General features: G+C 67.4%; 16 protein-coding genes and 1 tRNA gene. 8 read left to right on the top strand and 9 right to left on the bottom strand.

Translation table 11 applies throughout. The features are described from left to right. Positions 1-52 precede the first annotated feature (52 nt). Positions 53-1,081 carry a hypothetical protein gene (locus K4G53_RS11385; protein ID WP_221385824.1) on the bottom strand — a complete coding sequence of 343 codons (1,029 nt, stop codon included), beginning with the start codon at positions 1,079-1,081 and terminating at the stop codon, positions 53-55. 167 nt (positions 1,082-1,248) lie between these two features. On the opposite strand from K4G53_RS11385, the gene pepN reads away from it, so the two are divergent. The 4 genes from pepN (at position 1,249) to K4G53_RS11365 (ending at position 5,512) form a co-directional block, all read left to right on the top strand. Beyond that, complete coding sequence (gene pepN / locus K4G53_RS11380) at positions 1,249-3,819, top strand: aminopeptidase N (RefSeq protein WP_221385823.1); 2,571 nt, start codon at positions 1,249-1,251, stop codon at positions 3,817-3,819. Then, the gene (locus K4G53_RS11375; protein ID WP_221385822.1) at positions 3,819-4,298 is read left to right on the top strand and encodes an OsmC family protein; all 480 of its coding nucleotides are present in this window, start codon (positions 3,819-3,821) and stop codon (positions 4,296-4,298) included. Before pepN ends, K4G53_RS11375 begins: the two co-directional genes overlap by 1 nt. Positions 4,299-4,373: 75 nt before the next feature. Then, entirely contained in the window at positions 4,374-5,057 is a 684-nt protein-coding gene (locus K4G53_RS11370; RefSeq protein ID WP_221385821.1) for a mechanosensitive ion channel family protein, read from the top strand. 2 nt (positions 5,058-5,059) lie between these two features. Continuing rightward, on the top strand, positions 5,060-5,512 hold the full coding sequence (locus K4G53_RS11365; protein ID WP_308287867.1) for a globin: 453 nt from the start codon (positions 5,060-5,062) through the stop codon (positions 5,510-5,512). 130 nt (positions 5,513-5,642) lie between these two features. On the opposite strand, the gene K4G53_RS11360 is transcribed toward K4G53_RS11365, so the two are convergent. Then, positions 5,643-6,302, bottom strand: a complete 660-nt coding sequence (locus K4G53_RS11360) for a hypothetical protein (RefSeq protein WP_221385820.1) — start codon at positions 6,300-6,302, stop codon at positions 5,643-5,645. Between the two features lie 63 nt (positions 6,303-6,365). On the opposite strand from K4G53_RS11360, the gene K4G53_RS11355 reads away from it, so the two are divergent. Continuing rightward, positions 6,366-7,286, top strand: coding sequence for an acyl-CoA thioesterase II (locus K4G53_RS11355; RefSeq protein ID WP_221385819.1), 921 nt, complete (start codon positions 6,366-6,368; stop codon positions 7,284-7,286). A gap of 98 nt (positions 7,287-7,384) precedes the next feature. Here K4G53_RS11355 and ettA read toward each other — a convergent pair whose 3' ends face one another. The 3 genes from ettA to K4G53_RS11340 all read right to left on the bottom strand — a co-directional run bounded on the left by ettA (position 7,385) and on the right by K4G53_RS11340 (position 10,534). After that, a complete protein-coding gene (gene ettA, locus K4G53_RS11350) occupies positions 7,385-9,067 on the bottom strand; it encodes an energy-dependent translational throttle protein EttA (RefSeq protein WP_221385818.1) in 1,683 nt (560 codons plus the stop codon). Positions 9,068-9,128: 61 nt separating this feature from the next. Next, entirely contained in the window at positions 9,129-9,695 is a 567-nt protein-coding gene (locus K4G53_RS11345) for a hypothetical protein (RefSeq protein ID WP_221385817.1), read from the bottom strand. 284 nt (positions 9,696-9,979) lie between these two features. Beyond that, positions 9,980-10,534: a single-stranded DNA-binding protein gene (locus K4G53_RS11340; RefSeq protein ID WP_221385816.1), complete on the bottom strand. Its 555-nt coding sequence runs from the start codon at positions 10,532-10,534 to the stop codon at positions 9,980-9,982. 207 nt (positions 10,535-10,741) lie between these two features. Here K4G53_RS11340 and K4G53_RS11335 point away from each other — a divergent pair. After that, a tRNA-Arg gene (locus tag K4G53_RS11335) sits at positions 10,742-10,814 on the top strand. A gap of 50 nt (positions 10,815-10,864) precedes the next feature. Here the strand turns inward: K4G53_RS11335 and K4G53_RS11330 are convergent. Continuing rightward, the gene (locus K4G53_RS11330) at positions 10,865-12,091 is read right to left on the bottom strand and encodes an ROK family protein (RefSeq protein WP_221385815.1); all 1,227 of its coding nucleotides are present in this window, start codon (positions 12,089-12,091) and stop codon (positions 10,865-10,867) included. A 145-nt stretch (positions 12,092-12,236) separates the two neighbouring features. On the opposite strand from K4G53_RS11330, the gene xylA reads away from it, so the two are divergent. Together xylA and xylB are read left to right on the top strand one after the other, a co-directional pair. Further along, positions 12,237-13,424, top strand: coding sequence for a xylose isomerase (xylA, locus tag K4G53_RS11325; protein ID WP_221385814.1), 1,188 nt, complete (start codon positions 12,237-12,239; stop codon positions 13,422-13,424). Positions 13,425-13,427: 3 nt separating this feature from the next. Then, positions 13,428-14,846, top strand: a complete 1,419-nt coding sequence (xylB, locus tag K4G53_RS11320) for a xylulokinase (RefSeq protein ID WP_221385813.1) — start codon at positions 13,428-13,430, stop codon at positions 14,844-14,846. A 111-nt stretch (positions 14,847-14,957) separates the two neighbouring features. On the opposite strand, the gene K4G53_RS11315 is transcribed toward xylB, so the two are convergent. The 3 genes from K4G53_RS11315 to K4G53_RS11305 are packed head-to-tail and all read right to left on the bottom strand — an operon-like array spanning position 14,958 to position 18,177. Next, positions 14,958-15,797 (bottom strand): sugar phosphate isomerase/epimerase, encoded by an 840-nt coding sequence (locus K4G53_RS11315; protein WP_221385812.1) that lies wholly within the window; start codon positions 15,795-15,797, stop codon positions 14,958-14,960. Next, entirely contained in the window at positions 15,794-17,008 is a 1,215-nt protein-coding gene (locus K4G53_RS11310) for a dihydrodipicolinate synthase family protein (protein WP_221385811.1), read from the bottom strand. Before K4G53_RS11310 ends, K4G53_RS11315 begins: the two co-directional genes overlap by 4 nt. After that, the gene (locus K4G53_RS11305; protein WP_221385810.1) at positions 17,008-18,177 is read right to left on the bottom strand and encodes a Gfo/Idh/MocA family protein; all 1,170 of its coding nucleotides are present in this window, start codon (positions 18,175-18,177) and stop codon (positions 17,008-17,010) included. Before K4G53_RS11305 ends, K4G53_RS11310 begins: the two co-directional genes overlap by 1 nt. Positions 18,178-18,279 lie beyond the last annotated feature (102 nt).

Below are 18,279 nucleotides of genomic sequence, written 5' to 3'. Positions count from 1 at the left end.
ATTGGTGGGGCTGGCGGGGGCTGTCGAGGCTGGAACGACACCGATAAGGATACTAGGACTGCCCGGCCTGCGGGTTCGGGCCACCCGGCGCAGGCGGACCTGCAGCGCGGCGGGCCCGTGCGGCCACCCGGGTGAGGACTTCCGCGAGCCGCGCGGCGGAGGCCGGACTGCCGCCGCTGACGGCGAGGCGCTGGCCGTCCGTCTTGCTCACGACGACGGCGGGGCCGCTGCTGACGAGCATGGCGGCGGTACCGCGGTGGTGCCGGTAGCCCCACCCGCCATAGTCGGCCGCCCGCACATCCGCGGCGCTGGCGTCCGAAATTGCGGCGGCGGGGACGTCCATGACAGGCACGACGCCGGCGAGGAGCACCTTCAGCCCGCGCCGGTCCGCCCTGACCCGGGCGCAGAGGAACGCGGCACCCACGACGACGAGGACCACGAGCAGGATGCCAAGCCACGGCACGGCAACGGCGATGAGTGCCGCCGGGAACAGGACGATGGTGATCATGACAAAGACAGAGCTGCGGGCGTGCACCCAGAGCCGGATGCTGTCCCGGGCAAGGTCCGGGTCCAGTTCCCTGGTGATGGCGTCCTGGAGGGCCCGGTCGTCGTCGGGCGACCACTGCCGGTCTGCCTTGTAGACCATGGCCATGGTGACCCCGAGGGAGACGGCAGCGCCGCTGCCGAGCGCCAGTACGGTCATGTCCACCCGCGATTCGTGGGCGTCCGCCAGGCCGGCCTGGCCCACAAGCCCGGCGGCGAGGGCGGAGGTGATGAAAAGGCTCAGGAAGAGACCGGCGCCCATCATGATCCTGCGCATGAGCACCGGCCTGCTGAGCGGCACTGCCTGCAGCAGGACCAGCCAACCCGCGACGATAACCGCGGCGGCGCCCACCCCCACATAGGCGCCGAAAGGCGCAAAGGAGGCACCGCCGTCGTCCGTCCACCGGATGGCGAGCGGCTCCGGCAGGTCCTTGCGCAGCAGTGACGCGCAGAAGACGAAGGCGGCGGCGAGCACCACCGGGAAACCGATGGCGAAACGCAGGGCCTTGCCGTCCACCGAATCCAGGAACTTACCCATGCTTTAACGCTACCCCTGTGCGGTACGGCGGGCGGCAGTGGACCAGCCGCCCGCTGTGACCGGCATAACTTGCCAAGCGGTCAGGGAATGGAAGAATGCATCACAGTGCCGGGCACGGGATTCCCGCCGGCAGCCGAACTTCTCTGGAGGCCCCCCTTTTGCCAGGCATGAACCTGACGCGCGCCGAAGCCCGTGAGCGCGCCGAACTGATCACCGTCGAGTCCTACGATGTCAGCCTGGACCTGACCCGCGGCGCAGAAGTCTTTGGCAGCACCACCACCGTGAGGTTTACCGCGCCGCCGGGGACCGCCAGCTTCATCGACGCCGTGACCCGGAAGGTACACAGCGTCACCCTGAACGGCGCCGCCCTTGATCCGGAGTCCGTGTCCGACGGCGTGCGGATCCAGCTGCCCGGCCTGGCGGAGCACAACGAGCTGACCGTCGTCGCCGACATGCCCTATATGAACACCGGCGAGGGCCTGCACCGCTTCGTCGACCCGGTGGACAACGAGGTGTACCTCTACACGCAGTTCGAGGTTCCCGATTCACGCCGGATGTTCGCCGTCTTCGAGCAGCCCGACCTGAAGGCCACCTTCGCGTTCACGGTCACGGCCCCTTCGCACTGGGATGTCATCTCCAACTCCCCCACGCCTGTTCCGGCGGACGCGGCGCCAGCGGAGGACGGGACCGCCCGGTCCCTATGGGCCTTTTCCCCGACTCCGCGGCTGTCCTCCTACGTCACTGCGCTGATTGCCGGGCCGTACCAGGCCGTGCGCAGCGAGGTCACCAGCTCGGATGGCCGCACCATCCCGCTTGGCATCTTCGCGCGGAAGTCCCTGATGCAGTACCTGGATGCGGAGAACATCTTCGAACTCACCCGCCAGGGCTTCGGGTTCTTTGAGGATCAGTTCGGCTGCCCCTACCCGTTCGAGAAGTACGACCAGCTGTTCGTCCCCGAGTTCAACGCCGGCGCGATGGAAAATGCGGGTGCGGTGACCATCCTGGAAGGGTATGTCTTCCGGAGCAAGGTGACCGGCGCACAGGTCGAGCGGCGTGCCATCACGGTGCTGCACGAGCTGGCGCACATGTGGTTTGGGGACCTGGTGACCATGCGCTGGTGGAACGACCTCTGGCTGAACGAGTCCTTCGCCGAGTACATGTCCCATCTTGCAGCCGTGGAAGCGACGCCCTTCACCAGCGCCTGGACCACCTTCGCCTCCGTGGAGAAGTCCTGGGCCTACCGGCAGGATCAGCTGCCCACCACGCACCCCATCTTCGCGGAGATCAACGACCTGCAGGATGTGGAGGTCAACTTCGACGGCATCACCTACGCGAAGGGGGCCTCGGTCCTGCGGCAGCTGGTGGCCTGGGTGGGCCCCGGGCAGTTTATGGCGGGTGTCCGGGAGTACTTCGCCAAGCACTCCTGGCAGAACACCGAGCTGGGCGACCTGCTGGTGGAGCTGGAGAAGGCCAGCGGCCGCGACCTGGACGCCTGGGGCCGGCAGTGGCTGGAAACCGCGGGCGTGAACACCCTGGCACCTGAGCTGGAGGTGGATGCGGACGGGACGCTGCGGTCCTTCGCCATCGTGCAGTCCGCGGTGCCGGAATGGCCCACCATCCGTCCGCACCGCCTGGCCGTCGGGTTCTACAACCTTGACGGCGCGGGCAAGCTTGAGCGGGTGCACCGCGAAGAGCTGGACGTCGACGGCGAACGCACCGAGGTGCCGTCGCTTGCCGGGCATGCCCAGCCGGACCTCATCCTGCTGAACGATGACGACCTGGCCTACGCCAAAGTACGGCTCGATCCGAAGTCGCTCGCGACGGCGACGGCGCACCTGAAGGACTTCGGGAACAGCCTGCCCCGGACCCTGGTCTGGAATTCCGCCTGGGACGCCGCCCGGGACGGGCAGACCCCGGCGCGCAAGTACGTGGAGCTGGTCCTGGCCAACGTCGCCGCGGAAACCGACTCCTCGGTCATCCTGGTCCAGCTCCGCCAGCTGGCCACCACCCTGAACTTCTATGTGGCGGAGGAACACCGGAAAGCCACCACGGCGGCTGCAGTGGACCGGCTGTGGCAGCTGGCTTCCGAGGTTCCGGGCGGCTCCGACGCCCAGCTGCAGTTCATCAAATCCGTCGCCCTGCTGGCCTGCACTGATCCCCAGCTGGACAACGTGGGCGGCCTGCTGGACGGCTCGGTGGTCCTGGAGGGACTGGCCGTGGACCAGGACCTGCGCTGGGAGCTCGTGGCGTCGCTGGTAGCCGGCGGCCGGATGGGGCAGGACGGGATCGACGCCGAACTGGAGCGCGACAACACGTCCACCGGGCAGAATGCGGCCGCCCTGGCGAAGGCCGCCATTCCCACCGCGGAGGCCAAAGCCGCGGCCTGGGAGTCGATCGTGGTCAAGGGCGAGCTGTCCAACGCCCTGCAGGGTTCCGCGGTGACCGGATTCATGCGGATCCTGGACCGGACACTGTTGGAGCCGTACTCGGAAAAGTACTTTGCGGCTGTGCCCGGCATCGTGGCAACGCGCACCCACGCACTTGCCCAGCAAATCGTCGTCGGACTCTACCCTGCGCTGCTGACGACACAGGCCACCATCGACCGCACCGACGGCTTCCTCGCCGCGCTGCCGCCCGAGAGCGCCGCCCTGCGGCGCATGATGCTGGAAAACCGCGACGGCGTTGCCCGGGCCCTGCGCGCCCGCGCCGCCGACATCCTGCCGGGCGGCGACGCCTAGTGGGCCTGGACGAACACCGGTACTCCCTGTCAGTCCAGTGGACCGGCAACAAGGGCGAGGGGACGTCGTCCTACCGCAGCTACTCGCGGGACCACGACGTCCTCATCCCGGGCCTGCCGGTCCTCAAGGGTTCCGCGGACCCCACCTTCCACGGGGACCGTGGAAGGTACAACCCCGAGCAGCTCCTTTTGGCGGCCCTGGCCCAGTGCCACATGCTGTCCTATCTGCACGTGGCCGTGAAGCACGGCGTGGTGGTCATCGACTACCGGGACGAGGCGTCGGGGCTGATGCGGCTCAACCGGGACGGCAGCGGCCAGTTCGAGCGCGTCACCCTGCACCCCACGGTGACAGTGGCGGACGCCGCACAGCTGGAGCTGGCCGGATCCCTGCACCATGAAGCGAACCGGGTGTGCTTCATCGCCCGCAGCGTGAACTTCCCGGTGGAGCACGCGCCCGTCACGGTGGCCGCCCCCCGGTAGCGCCGCGGAGCCCCTCCAGCGGCGCTAGGGTTAAAGGAGAAGCAAAGCCCAACCCCCAAGGAGCTATACCCCTTCATGGTCAGCATGTTGTCGATCCTTCCCCCCGCGAGCCAGCCGGACGGCGTCAGCATTCCGGGCATCGTGATCAGCCTGGGCATTGGCGTGGCTGTCTGGCTGGTGGCCACGTTCGTCATTTCCCGCATTACCAAGCGGGTCGCGGCAGGAAGCAACTTCTTCAAGAAGCCCCGGTTCAAATGGGTGGCACCGGCGCTTCGGGCCCTGGACCATGAACGCCGCGTGCAGCGCGCCGAGACCATCGGCTCGCTGCTGAGCAGCGTGGTGGGCGTCCTGGTGGTGATCATCACCGGCATGTACGTGCTGCAGAACCTTGACATCAATATCGCCCCGCTGCTCACCAGCGTCGGTATTCTGGGTGTCGCGATCGGCTTCGGCGCCCAGCAGCTGATCCGCGACTTCCTGGCCGGGATCTTCATCACCATTGAGGACCAGTACGGGATCGGCGATGTCATCGAGACCAGCGAAGTGGTGGGCGTGGTGGAATCCATGGGGCTGCGCATCACCCGCGTCCGCTCCGATGACGGCGCCATCTGGTACCTGCGCAACGGCGAGATCCTGCGCGTGGGCAACCGGTCGCAGGGCAACTATGTGCCGCTGCACGAGGGACCCGACGGCACCACGGACCAGGGATCCGCCCACGGCCCGGAAACGACGAAGACCAACCAGCAGGCCGGAGAGTAGCCATGACCATTCCCATCGAACCGCAGCGGCCCAAGCAGCTGATGCAGAACGACCCGTTCAGCCAGCCCGGCTACACGGACAGCTTTTATGACGCCGTGGGCGGCCATGAGACGTTCGTGAAGCTCATTGACGTCTTTTACGACGGCGTCGCCACGGACCCGCTGCTGCGGCCGATGTACCCGGAAGAGGACCTGGGGCCAGCCAAACGGCGGTTCCTGATGTTCCTGGAACAGTACTGGGGCGGACCCACCACGTACGGTGAAGAGCGCGGCCACCCCCGCCTGCGCATGCGCCACATGCCGTTCAAGGTGACGCCGGAGGCGAAGGACCGCTGGCTGTATCACATGCGCGCCGCCGTGGACGCCCTGGAGCTGCCCGCGCTGTACGAGGGAACGCTGTGGGACTACATGGAACGGGCAGCCCTGTCCATGATCAACAGCCCGTCCGGAGACTGAAGCGCCGGGCCTTCCGCGGGGCCCGGTGTCCGGCTTTCGTGCCGTATTTCTCCTGCGCGTTTTTCATTTGTCCTGCGCGTTTTTCATTTGTCCTGCGCGTTTTTCCGCGCCGCCGTCCCGTGGTGTGCTGCTATAGCAGGCCGCTGCCGGTCCGGGCGAGGACGTGCCCGCGGGGACCGGTGAGCCGGAACCAGCGTCCGGCGCGGTAGAGCTTTTGGTCGCCGTCGCCCAGGAATCCCAGCGCAAGGGCAGCGAAGGCCGCGCCCAGCGGCAAACCGGTGCTGTCCAGTTCCCGGCCCCAGACGGCAGCACGGGCATTGTTCACGATCAGGGCGCCCGGCTTTTCCGGAACGATCCCCGCCACTTCTGCGATGCCCGCTTCAGCCGCCGTCCGCACGGCAGCGTCGTCCAGGGAACCCACCAGCTCCCATCCGCCCCGCGGGGCGCCCACGCCCGTCCACGATTCGGTGACGGTGGTGGGCGGAACCGGCAGTTCGACGTCGTCCGCGCCCGCGCGTGCCAGCCGGTCCAGGACCGCTGAGAGCTGGACGGTGACGTCCGTGCCCGACGGTTCGGCGAGGGCCATGGTGCGCAGGCCGAGGATGGTGGGGGTCGATTCGCCCAGCAGCCGGGGCCGCAGCACGCACACGTACGCGGCCAGGACGGAACCGGCGGCCTGCAGCCGGATCGCGCCGTCCTCAATGGCTTTGGCACGGGTGGCGAAGGTCTTCAGGTCGGCCAAATCCCGGGGATCGGCGAAACGGAAGGACGAAGTGAGAAGATCAGACACACCAAGAACACTACCGGCTGTGTCCCGGTTGAGTGGTGCAGGGGCGCCGTCTAGAGTCGGACCATGACTGAAGCCGACGCCGGAATCCTGGCGCCCCCCGCCGGAGACCCCACCTCCTCGTTGATCGAACTGCTTGACCTTGGCCAACTTGAGGGCGCCCGGACCGACGAGGATATCTTCCTCGGTCCTTCCCAGCAGCAGCCCCACCACCGCGTCTTCGGCGGGCAGGTGCTGGCACAGTCACTGGTCGCCGCCACGAGGACAGTGGACCCTGGACGCTTTGTCCACTCCATGCACGGCTACTTCCTACGGCCGGGCGATGCGAACCAGCCCATCACGTTCGGCGTCCAGCGCCTCCGCGACGGCCGGTCCTTTTCCGCCCGGCGCGTCCATGCCTACCAGGACGGGGTGCCCATCCTGTCCATGATCGCCTCGTTCCAAGGAGTGGACGAAGGGATCGACCACTCCTCCACCATGCCCGCAGGAATGCCGGACCCCGAGTCGCTGCCCAGCACGGCCGACCTTTTGGGAAAATTCGACCATCCCGTGGCGCGGCACTGGGCCTACGAGCGACCCTTCGACATCCGGCACGTTGACCCGGCGCTGTACGTCTCGGCCAGCGGGCCAAGGGAGGCGCGCAACGCGGTGTGGATGAAGACCTTCGGCCCCATGCCTGACGACGCCAACCTGCACCGCGCTGCCCTGGCATACGCGAGCGATTACACGCTGCTGGAATCCATCCTCCGCCGGCACGGCCTGAGCTGGATCACCCCGGGGATGAGTGTGGCGAGCCTGGACCACGCCATGTGGTGGCACCGGCCGGCCCGCGTGGACGAGTGGCTGCTGTACGTCCAGGAGTCCCCCAGCGCGCAGGGTGCCCGCGGACTGGCCACTGGCAGGATCTTCAACCGGGACGGACAGCATGTTGCCTCCGTGGCGCAGGAGGGCATGATCCGCGTTCCCGGCGCCGCGCCGTCCAGCTAACCCTTCTTTCCGGGCATGCGGCAGGCCGGCACCCGAGGGGTGCCGGCCTGCCGTTGTTTCCTTGCTGCCGCCGCCGGGTAACCGGCGCGGCCCGACCCCTAGTCCCGGGTCAGGCGGCGGTGGGTGACCCGGTGCGGCTTGGCGGCATCGGGGCCCAGGCGGTCCACCTTGTTCTCCTCGTAGGATTCGAAGTTGCCTTCGAACCAGTACCACTTGGAGGGGTTTTCCTCATCACCTTCGTAGGCAAGGATGTGCGTGGCCACCCGGTCCAGGAACCAGCGGTCGTGCGAGACCACCACGGCGCAGCCGGGGAACTCGAGCAGCGCATTCTCCAGGCTGCTGAGGGTTTCGACGTCGAGGTCGTTGGTGGGCTCGTCAAGGAGCAGGAGGTTTCCGCCCTGCTTGAGAGTCAGCGCGAGGTTCAGGCGGTTGCGCTCACCACCGGAGAGCACGCCGGCCTTCTTCTGCTGGTCCGGGCCCTTGAAACCGAACGCTGCCACATACGCACGGGACGGCATTTCGACATTGCCCACCTGGATGAAGTCGAGCCCGTCGGAGACGACCTCCCACAGGGTCTTGTTGGGGTCGATGCCGCCGCGGCTCTGGTCCGCGTAGGAGATCTTGACGGAGTCACCGATCTTCAGCTCGCCGCCGTCAAGCGGCTCCAGGCCCACGATGGTCTTGAAGAGCGTGGACTTGCCCACGCCGTTGGGACCGATGACGCCGACGATGCCGTTGCGCGGCAGGCTGAAGGAGAGCCCGTCGATGAGGACGCGGTCGTCGAAGCCCTTCTGGAGGTTCTTTGCCTCCAGGACCAGGCCACCCAGGCGGGGTCCCGGCGGGATCTGGATCTCCTCGAAGTCCAGCTTGCGGGTGCGGTCCGCTTCGGCGGCCATCTCCTCGTAGCGGGCCAGGCGGGCCTTGGACTTGGTCTGGCGGCCCTTGGCGTTGGAGCGGACCCATTCGAGTTCCTCAGCGAGGCGCTTGGCCTGCTTGGCGTCCTTCTTGCCCTGGATCTCAAGGCGGGCGCGCTTCTTCTCCAGGTAGGTGGAGTAGTTGCCTTCGTACGGGTACAGGTGACCGCGGTCCACTTCAGCAATCCACTCGGCCACGTGGTCCAGGAAGTAGCGGTCGTGGGTGACGGCGAGGACGGCACCGGGGTAGCTGGAGAGGTGCTGTTCGAGCCACAGAACGCTCTCGGCGTCCAGGTGGTTGGTGGGCTCATCGAGGAGCAGCAGGTCCGGCTTCTGCAGGAGAAGCTTGCACAGCGCCACGCGGCGGCGTTCACCACCGGAAAGGTTGGTCACGTCGGCATCGGCCGGCGGGCAGCGGAGGGCGTCCATAGCCTGCTCCAGCTGGGAATCAAGGTCCCAGGCGTCTGCGGCGTCGATGGCCTCCTGCAGCTTGCCCATTTCCTCGAGGAGCGTGTCATAGTCAGCATCGGGGCTGGCCATTTCCTCGGAGATCTCGTTGAAGCGCTGGATCTTGCCGTAGATCTCACCGACACCCTCCTGGACGTTGCCCAGGACGGTCTTTTCCTCGTTGAGCGGCGGCTCCTGGAGCAGGATGCCCACGCTGTAGCCGGGGCTGAGCCTGGCTTCACCATTGGAGGGCGTATCCAGCCCGGCCATGATCTTCAGGATGGTGGACTTACCGGCACCGTTCGGGCCCACAACACCAATCTTGGCGCCCGGGAAGAAGGACATGCTTACGTCATCAAGAATGAGTTTTTCGCCAACGGCCTTACGGGCCTTGGTCATTGTGTAGATAAATTCCGCCATGGTCTCAAATCTAGTGGGTTGGCGGGCAGATCTCACATTTGCAGCGGGAAAGTCCGTGCGGTCAGGAGCCCACGAAGCACTTGCCGCTCGCCAGGACGGGAAGGACCGTGACGGTCACTGCACCTTCGCGCACCTGGCCGATGACGCAGTCCTTGCCTTGGCGGACGGCTGCTTCGATGGCGTCCGCCTCCAAGCCTGTGGGTGTACGGCTCTGCGAAACCTGGAGCGCGCCGGGGTCGATGCCTGCTCCGGCGAGCGCCTCGCCCACTTGGGCAGTGGCAGGCTTTGGGCTTCCGGCCGCCAGCCTGGTGAGCGCGTCGGTGACTGTCCGCTTCATCGCTTCCGTGGCCGCGGCATCTGCCGCTGAAGGACCGGCAGAGGTGTCCGCGGGTGACCCGCCGCTGCGCCCTTCGCCTGGCGCCGCTGAACGCGAAGCCTGGGCCCGGTCCTGGGCCGTCGCCGCCTCCGTGGCCGCCGCCGGCGTCGAAGCCTTTCCGCCGTTGCCCTCCATGGCGGGTTGGTCCGCGGAAGGACCGGGAACACACCCTGACAAGAGGGCTGCCAGGACGGCGCATGCGAGCGCTGCACCGGCCCGGTTGTTGTGCCAGTGGTGAGGGGTGTGACGCATGAGGTCATTCTGCCATGGCCACACGGGACCCCTGGCCGGTTGGGTGGACGGCCCGGCCTCACGGAGGGCTGCGACACGGGGCGGCCGGAATTGGCGGGCGGACGGAAGACGGCCGGGGGGTGCCGCCGTTCCGCCCGCCGCGTTTGAGGGGGAACGCCGATGCTGCTGTTTCGTGGACTTTGTTTCCTGGATGTCCGCGCTTGCTGGGCCCGGTGTTTCCAACGTCCGCGTTTCCTGGACGTCCGCGCTTGCTGGACTCCTGCGTCTCAGGGCTTCGGTGTTTCCTAGACTTCGGCGAGCTCGCCCGTTTCGAGGTCAAGGGAGGCGAGGCCGCCGTCGTTGTCCTCGATAACCACCGCAGGATGGCCCTCGTCGTCGGGATGTTCGTCATCCCTGTCCTCCGGCTCGTCCGGGAACTGCTCAGCGCCGGGCTGGATGTCCGTAGGCGCAGATGATTGTTCAACGAGCGATAGAACGGGCTTCGATGCCGTCCGGATGAAGTTGGCCGAACCAAAAGTGAGGTCATGCCCCACGGCGTCGGCGTCAATAATGGTGGAGTGGTACACACGTCCGTCCTTCTCCCAGGTGCGGATCTTCAGCTTGCCAACCACGATGACCGGCTGGCCTTTCCTGATGCTGCAGCCCATGGCTCCCGCGAGCTGGCGGTAGCCCTGGACCGTGAACCAGTTGGTGTGCCCGTCCGACCAGGTCTTGGATTCACGGTCGAAGCGGCGGGAGGTGGAGCCGAGGCGGAAAGAGGCCGTGGCCACTCCCCCCGGCGTGGTGGAACTCGTTATCTCGGTGGCCACAAAGCCCCGGATGGTGATCGTTTCGCTCATCTCTTCGTCCTGTCTCAATGGTGGCGCCCTTAGCAGGCACGACCAGCATGGCGCTGGCTGGCTGCGGACAGGAGGCACGGATTGGCCTATGTGGATAAAGGGCGTTTCCTGCACCTGTGTGGAGGGGAAGTGGCTCCTTGATGACACCGCCGGCAGCCCGGGCAATGTAGACTTTTTGAGGCGCCGGCCTGCAGGCCGGAAACCGATGCCTCAGTAGCTCAGGGGATAGAGCAGCGGCCTTCTAATCCGCCGGTCGGGGGTTCGATTCCCTCCTGGGGCACCTCACTAAGGACGCCCCGGTCTCTGGACCGGGGCGTCGTCCGTCCAGGGCTAGGCATGGAGCCGGTGCGGCGCCTCAACAAGTGAGCGGATGACGCTGCCCGCAGCACCCAGCAGGGCGCCCGACTCACCCACGGCCGACACGGTGACCTGCTCGGGGGTGTACTTGCCGGGCGCGTATTTCTGCAGGCTTTCCAGCAACGGTTGGCGCAGCCAGGGTTCGAGGACCGCAAAGTGTCCGCCCAGGACCACCGAGTGGATATTGACCACCCTCGCCGTGGACGCCAGTGCTATGCCAAGGGCCCGGCCCGCACGCCTGACGGCGGACAGCGCCTTGGTTTCCCCGGCCTCCAGCGCCTGCCGGAGGGCGGACATGCCGGCAGAACGTGATGCGCCTTCCAGGGCCAGGCCGGCGGCGGCGAAGATGGCATCCTGCCCGGCGATGGTTTCCAGGCAGCCCGTGCCTCCGCACGAACAGCGGCCGCCGTCGGGGTCCACCACGATATGTCCCACTTCTCCGGCATGTCCTTCCGGGCCAGTGAACAGCTCGGACCCAATGACGATCCCGCCACCGACACCAACTTCACCCGACACGAAGAGGAAGTCGGAGGCGCCGTCCGGCCGGTGGCGAAGTTCAGCCAGTGCTGCAGCATTGGCCTCGTTGAAGAGCGCGACGCCCAAGGGAGTTTCGGGCAGCAGGGCATCGAGGTCGAGGTCTGCGTCCACCCAGCCCAGGTTGGGAGCTATGAGAACCCGCCCCGCGGCAGGCTCTACGAGTCCCGGCACCGCCAGTCCACCACCGAGCACCTCCACCCCCTGCTCCCCCGCCGTACTGCGCACCCGGCCGGCCAGGGTTGCCAGGGCTGCCAGCACGGGGGCATCTGCGCTGTTGCGGTTATCGCGCTCCCTCACCTCGCGGATGACGACATTTCCGGCCAGGTCCACCGCGGCCGCCGAGATGTAGTCGACGTTGACCTCCATCCCCATGACTGCGCGGCCGGGGTTCAGCTCCAGCCCGACACCGGGCCGGCCGCGCCCCTGCGGGTTCAGGCCTACCTCGCGGATGATTCCGGCGGCCAGGAGATCGAGCACCAGGCTGGAGACGGAGGCTTTGGTCAGTCCGGTGGCACCCGCTATCTGGGCCCGGCTGGGACAGGTGCCGGGGGGAAACTCGGCAATGGCGCCGAGGACCAGGGCAAGGTTGCTGCGCCGGACATCCCCCACGCTTCCAGGGGCTGCGCCTCCGGGTCCCGCCACTGCGGGTGCCGGCATCACCATCACAAGCTCCTCGGTTCAACGCTGCGTCAATTTTTCCGGCTGTCGCAAGCTGGACTATTGACCCCACCCTACGTCCCCTCATATAGTTCAGGCAATGAACTAAAGCTTCGCAACCCTGCGGAGCGACCGATCGCAAGGACGCATCATGACTCTCTCCCCTAGCCCTGCAGACAAGTTCACCTTCGGCCTGTGGACCGTCGGCTGGACCGGTGCCGACCCGTTCGGCGTTGCTACCCGCTCCCCCCTTGACCCGGTTGAAGCAGTGCACAAGCTCAGCGAGCTCGGCGCCTACGGCATCACCTTCCATGACAATGACCTGGTTCCCTTCGACGCGAGCGCCTCTGAGCGGGACCTGATCCTGAAGAACTTCCGTGCGGCCCTGGCCGAAACCGGGTTGAAGGTTCCGATGGTCACCACGAACCTGTTCAGCCACCCGGTGTTCAAGGACGGCGGCTTCACCTCCAACGACCGTTCCATCCGCCGCTTCGCCCTGTCCAAGGTCCTGCGCAACATCGATCTGGCTGCCGAGCTCGGCGCCGAAACATTTGTCATGTGGGGCGGCCGGGAAGGCAGTGAATACGACGGCTCCAAGGACCTCGCCGCCGCCCTTGACCGGATGAAGGAAGGCGTGGACACGGCTGCGGGCTACATCAAGGAGAAGGGCTACAACCTCCGCATCGCCCTCGAACCCAAGCCGAACGAACCCCGTGGCGACATCTTCCTCCCCACCGTCGGCCACGGCCTGGCGTTCATCGCCCAGCTGGAGCACGGCGACATCGTGGGCCTGAACCCCGAGACCGGGCACGAGCAGATGGCGGGCCTGAACTTCACCCACGGGATCGCGCAGGCCCTGTGGGCCGGCAAGCTCTTCCACATCGACCTCAACGGCCAGCGCGGCATCAAGTACGACCAGGACCTCGTCTTCGGCCACGGCGACCTCACCAGCGCGTTCTTCACCGTGGACCTGCTCGAGAACGGCTTCCCCGGCGGCGGCCCCAAGTACGACGGCCCCCGCCACTTCGACTACAAGCCCTCCCGCACCGACGGCTACGACGGCGTCTGGGAATCCGCCAAGTCCAACATGGCCATGTACCTGCTCCTCAAGGAACGCGCCCTCGCCTTCCGCGCCGACCCGCAGGTCCAGGAAGCCCTGGCCGCCTCCGGCGTCTTCGAACTCGGCGAGCCCACCCTCGCCTCCGGTGAGAGCACCGCGGACCTGCTCGCAGACGCCGCGGCCTTTGAGGATTTCGACGCCGACAAGGCCGCCGAGCGGTCCTTCGCGTTCGTCCGGCTCAACCAGCTCGCCATCGAGCACCTCCTGGGCGCCCGCTAAGCCATGGCCCTGGTCGCAGGCATCGACAGCTCCACCCAGTCCTGCAAGGTGGTGGTCCGTGACGCGGACACCGGAGCACTGGTCCGCCACGGCAGGTCGTCCCACCCCGACGGCAGCGAGGTCCACCCGGACCACTGGTGGACTGCGCTGCAGAAGGCCATTGCCGAAGCCGGTGGCCTGGACGACGTCAGCGCTGTTTCCGTTGGCGGGCAGCAGCACGGCATGGTGTGCCTGGACAGCGACGGAGACGTCATCCGGCCGGCGCTGCTGTGGAACGACACCCGCAGCGCCGGCGCGGCCGCCGAGCTTGTCACGACAGCCGGCGGCGGCGATCCCGCCGCCGGCGCGCAGTACTGGGCCGATGCAACCGGAACCGTCCCGGTGGCTTCCCTGACACTGACCAAGCTCCGCTGGCTCGCGGAGAACGAACCGGACAACGCCGCAAAGGTGGCCGCCGTCTGCCTTCCCCATGACTGGCTGACCTGGCGGCTCGCCGGCTACGGCCCTGGCAGCGGAGCTGAGGGACTGGCCGCCCTCGCCACCGACCGCTCCGACGCATCAGGCACGGGGTACTACTCCACCGCGCAGGGACATTACTTGCCGGATGTCCTGTCCGCGTCCCTGGGCCATGTTCCGGCCCTCCCGCGGGTCCTCGGTCCGCTGGAGGCGGCCGGCAGGACCCCGGGCGGCGCGCTGCTGGCCGCAGGTGCCGGGGACAATGCCGCGGCTGCCCTCGGTGCAGGGGCGGCGCTCGGGGACGTGGTCATGTCGCTGGGCACCTCCGGCACCGTCTTCGCCGTCTCCAGCAGGCCGGCGGCGGACCCGTCCGGCCTCGTTGCCGGATTCGCAGATGCAGCCGGACACTTTCTGCCGCTGGTGTGCACCCTCAATGCCACCCGGATTTTCGACGCAACGGCAGCCCTGCTGGACGTGGACCTGCCCACGTTCAATGAGCTTGCGCTGTCGGCCGGGCACGGCGCCGGAGGACTGACCCTGGTCCCCTATTTCGACGGTGAGCGCACCCCCAACCTGCCGGACGCCACCGGCTCGCTGCACGGCATCACGCGCGCCAACTACACGCCGTCGAACCTGGCCCGGGCCGCCGTCGAGGGTGTGGTCTGTTCGCTGGCCGACGGCCTCGCGGCACTGCAGGAGCAAGGGGTGGAAGCGCGGCGCATCCTCCTCGTTGGCGGTGGAGCGCAATCCACGGCGGTGCAGGCCGCCGCGGCGCGGCTTCTTGGAACCACGGTCTGCGTTCCCCGGCCCGGTGAGTACGTCGCGGACGGTGCGGCGCGCCAAGCCGCCGCGGCCCTCACGGGACGATTCCCGGACTGGACGCTGGACGCCGTCGAACTTTCCCCCGGTACGGACGACGGCGGCGTGCTGGCAAGGTACCGCCGGTTCGCCTCGCTGTACACCTAGGAAAGCACCATGCAGAAGGTCCGGACCGCTGACGGTCCGGACCTTCTGCATGTGGGGCGCAGGCTTCTGCCGGTCACTTTGGAAACGCGGCAGGAGCCCGCGGTCTTGAAATCAGGAGTACGGCAGCACAAGCTCGGCGTAGCGCTCCTTGACCGTCGCCAGGACCGTAGTGCCATCCGTGTCCCAAATCTCCTGATTGAAAATTTCCACCTCGATGTCGCCGGTGTATCCGGCGTCGCGCACCCAGCTGCCGATCGTGGCGAAGTCCACCACGCCGTCGCCCATGTACCCGCGGGACAGCAGCGGATCGGCGGCGATGGGCATGTTGAAGTCGCACACCTGGTAGGAAGCGATCCTGTTCTCCCGGCCGGCGCGCTCGATCTGCGCCTTCAGTTCCGGGTCCCACCAGACGTGGAAGGTGTCGACGGCGACCCCCACCGTTGCGGCGTCGAAGGGCGCTGCGAGGTCCAGGGCCTGCCCAAGGGTGGAGATCAGGGCACGGTCGGCTGCGTACATAGGGTGCAGCGGTTCCAGCACCAGGCGGATACCGTTCCCTTCCGCGAACGGAACCAGGTCGGCCAGGCGGTCCGCGACGCGCTGGCGGGCCGCCACCACATCCTTCTCCCCCGGCGCGAGGCCGCCGACCACCAGGAACAGCTCCCTGGTGTCCAGGGCTGCTGCCTCGAGGATCGCGGCCCGGTTGTCGGCGAGCGCTGCGGCCTGGCCTTCTGCATCTGCCGCGGTGAGGAACCCGCCGCGGCAGAGCGAGGAGACCCGCAGCCCGGCATCCTTGATCAGGCGTGCCGCCTTGTCCAGGCCTGCTTCCTCGACGCGGTCGCGCCAGGGTCCGATGGCGGGGATTCCGGCGTTGACGCAGCCCTCAACCACCTGGGCAAGGGTCCATTTCTTGGTGGTGGCGCTGTTGATGGACAGGCGGGAAAAGTCGGTCATACTCCCACCCCGTTGATCCGCAGGTAGTCGGACATCCGGAAGGCGGCCAGCGCCGGGTCGCGCAACAGGCCGGCCTGGTCGGCCAGTTCGAAGGTCCTGGCCAGGTGGCAGACCGAGCGGCCGGAGTGCAGGCCGCCCACCATCTGGAAGCCGGGCTGCTTGCCGTTGAGCCAGGACATAAAGGCGATCCCGGTCTTGTAGTAGAACGTGGGGGCACTGAAGATGTGCTTGCCCAGTTCCCGGGTGGAGTCCAGAATTTCACGCGCCCTGGCATTGTTTCCGGCGTCGTAGTTCTGCAGGGCCACCGAGGCGGCCGGGTAGATGGCGGCGAAGATGCCCAGCAGGGCGTCCGAGTGGTGGTTGCCGTCGCCGTCGATGAGTTCGGGATAGTTGAAGTCATCACCCGTGTAGAGGCGGACGCCTTCGGGCAGCGCGGACCGCAGGGCTACCTCATGGCTTGCGTCCAGGAGCGAGACCTTGACGCCGTCCACTTTGTCCGCGTTGTCCTTGATGAGGTCCAGGAAGGTTTCCGTGGCGGTGGCGACGTCCTCGGAGCCCCAGTAGCCGGCCAGGGCGGGATCGAACATGGTGCCCAGCCAGTGGAGGATGACCGGCTGGTCCACTTCCTGCAGCAGGGTGGAGTAGACCTTCAGGTAGTCCCCGGGACCAGTGGCAACCTTGGCCAGGGCACGGGAGGCCATGATGATGACCTTCGGCCCGGCCTCGCTGATGACGGCGACCTGCTCGCGGTAGGCCTCGAGGACGGCCTTGATGCCGGCGTCGCCTGCTGGCAGGGCGTCGATGTCCAGCTGGTCGGTGCCGGCGCCGCAGGAGACGAGGTCCCGGACCGATTTGCCGGCGGTAGCCGGGTTGTTGGCGGAGACGACGGACGCTGCTTCTGCACCGGTGCGCTTGATGAGCTGCTGGGTCGCCGCCCAGTCCAGGCCCATCCCGCGCTGGGCGGTGTCCATGGCGTCGGCCACGCCGAGGCCGTAGGACCAGAGCTCGTGCCGGTAGGCCAGGGTGGCGTCCCAGTCCAGCTGGGCGGGAGCGCCTGGGGTGTTGTCGGCCAGGACTTCGGGAATGACGTGGGCCGCGGCGTAGGCGCGGCGTGCGGTCAGCGGCGCGGTGGGACGGGCCCACGTGGTGCCGCCCTGGAGCCGGTATTCCCGGGTACCCCCGTCGGAGGAGGGAAGGATGAGTGATGTCATTAGAGGGTGATCTCCGGGATGTCGATGGTGCGGCGTTCGTCGTTGGAGCGCAGGCCGAGCTCGGCGAGCTGGACACCGCGGGCTGCGGAGAGCAGGCCGAAGCGGTGCTCGCGGCCGGCGACGACGTCGCGGAGGAATTCCTCCCACTGCAGCTTGAAGCCGTTGTCCAGTTCGGCGTTGGCGGGGACTTCCTGCCACTGGTCGCGGAAGGATTCGGTGACGGGCAGGTCCGGGTTCCAGACTGGCTTGGGGGTGTGGGCGCGCTGCTGGGCGACGCACTTGTTCAGGCCGGCGACGGCGGAGCCGTGGGTGCCGTCCACCTGGAATTCGACCAGTTCATCGCGGTAGACGCGCACGGCCCAGGAGGAGTTGATCTGGCCGACGACCTCGTCGCCGGCCGGGGTCTCCAGTTCGAAGATGCCGTAGGAGGCGTCGTCGGCGGTGGCCTTGTATTCCTTGCCGGCTTCGTCCCAGCGGGCGGGGATGTGGGTGGCTGTCTTGGCGTTGACGCTCTTGACCTTGCCGATGATGCCCTCGAGGACGTAGTTCCAGTGGCAGAACATGTCCGTGGTCATTCCGCCGCCGTCCTCCTTGCGGTAGTTCCAGGAGGGGCGCTGGGCGGCCTGGATGTCGCCTTCGAAGACCCAGTAGCCGAACTCGCCCCGGATGGAGAGGATGCGGCCGAAGAAGCCTTCGTCGACCAGCCGGCGGAGCTTGACCAGGCCCGGGAGGTACAGCTTGTCGTGGACAACGCCCGCGGTCACGCCCGCTTCCTTGCCGATCCGCGCCAGCTCGATCGCTTCCTCAAGGGTTTCGGCCGTGGGCTTCTCGGTGAAGATGTGCTTGCCGGCCTGCATGGCCTTCTTCAGCGTTGCGGCGCGGAGGCTGGTCATGGAGGCGTCGAAGACGACGTCGACGGTGGGGTCGTTGATGACGGCGTCGAGGTCGGTGCTCCATTCGGCGACCTTGTGCTTTTCGGCGAGTTCCCGGATCTTGGCTTCGTTGCGGCCCACCAGGATGGGCTCAACCTGGACACGGGTGCCGTCCTCCAGGGTGAAGCCGCCGGCGTCCCGGATGGGGAGGATGGAACGCAGCAGGTGCTGCCGGTATCCCATTCGGCCGGTGATGCCGTTCATGGCGATGCGGATTGTTTTTGTTTCGAAGCCCATGTGTCCTCCACGGTGAGTGAGCGGGTTTGGTAAAGCCGGTCGGGAAAGCGCATTCCCACTGCTTCAATGATGCACGCGCGGCCGCCGCTTGGCAAGCGCTTT

Source organism: Arthrobacter sp. MAHUQ-56 (genome assembly GCF_019710585.1).
Classification (GTDB): Bacteria; Actinomycetota; Actinomycetes; order Actinomycetales; family Micrococcaceae; genus Arthrobacter.
Note: the sequence above shows the minus strand (reverse complement) of the source record. Positions and strands in the feature narration are given on the sequence as shown.

What these genes read in the sequence shown, in the direction of transcription:
- K4G53_RS11385 (WP_221385824.1), bottom strand. Translation starts at nt 1,081, where the DNA reads ATGGGTAAGTTCCTGGATTCGGTGGACGGCAAGGCCCTGCGTTTCGCC.
- pepN (WP_221385823.1), top strand. Translation starts at nt 1,249, where the DNA reads ATGAACCTGACGCGCGCCGAAGCCCGTGAGCGCGCCGAACTGATCACC.
- K4G53_RS11370 (WP_221385821.1), top strand. Translation starts at nt 4,374, where the DNA reads ATGGTCAGCATGTTGTCGATCCTTCCCCCCGCGAGCCAGCCGGACGGC.
- K4G53_RS11365 (WP_308287867.1), top strand. Translation starts at nt 5,060, where the DNA reads ATGACCATTCCCATCGAACCGCAGCGGCCCAAGCAGCTGATGCAGAAC.
- K4G53_RS11355 (WP_221385819.1), top strand. Translation starts at nt 6,366, where the DNA reads ATGACTGAAGCCGACGCCGGAATCCTGGCGCCCCCCGCCGGAGACCCC.
- ettA (WP_221385818.1), bottom strand. Translation starts at nt 9,067, where the DNA reads ATGGCGGAATTTATCTACACAATGACCAAGGCCCGTAAGGCCGTTGGC.
- K4G53_RS11345 (WP_221385817.1), bottom strand. Translation starts at nt 9,695, where the DNA reads ATGCGTCACACCCCTCACCACTGGCACAACAACCGGGCCGGTGCAGCG.
- K4G53_RS11340 (WP_221385816.1), bottom strand. Translation starts at nt 10,534, where the DNA reads ATGAGCGAAACGATCACCATCCGGGGCTTTGTGGCCACCGAGATAACG.
- K4G53_RS11330 (WP_221385815.1), bottom strand. Translation starts at nt 12,091, where the DNA reads ATGGTGATGCCGGCACCCGCAGTGGCGGGACCCGGAGGCGCAGCCCCT.
- xylA (WP_221385814.1), top strand. Translation starts at nt 12,237, where the DNA reads ATGACTCTCTCCCCTAGCCCTGCAGACAAGTTCACCTTCGGCCTGTGG.
- xylB (WP_221385813.1), top strand. Translation starts at nt 13,428, where the DNA reads ATGGCCCTGGTCGCAGGCATCGACAGCTCCACCCAGTCCTGCAAGGTG.
- K4G53_RS11315 (WP_221385812.1), bottom strand. Translation starts at nt 15,797, where the DNA reads ATGACCGACTTTTCCCGCCTGTCCATCAACAGCGCCACCACCAAGAAA.
- K4G53_RS11310 (WP_221385811.1), bottom strand. Translation starts at nt 17,008, where the DNA reads ATGACATCACTCATCCTTCCCTCCTCCGACGGGGGTACCCGGGAATAC.
- K4G53_RS11305 (WP_221385810.1), bottom strand. Translation starts at nt 18,177, where the DNA reads ATGGGCTTCGAAACAAAAACAATCCGCATCGCCATGAACGGCATCACC.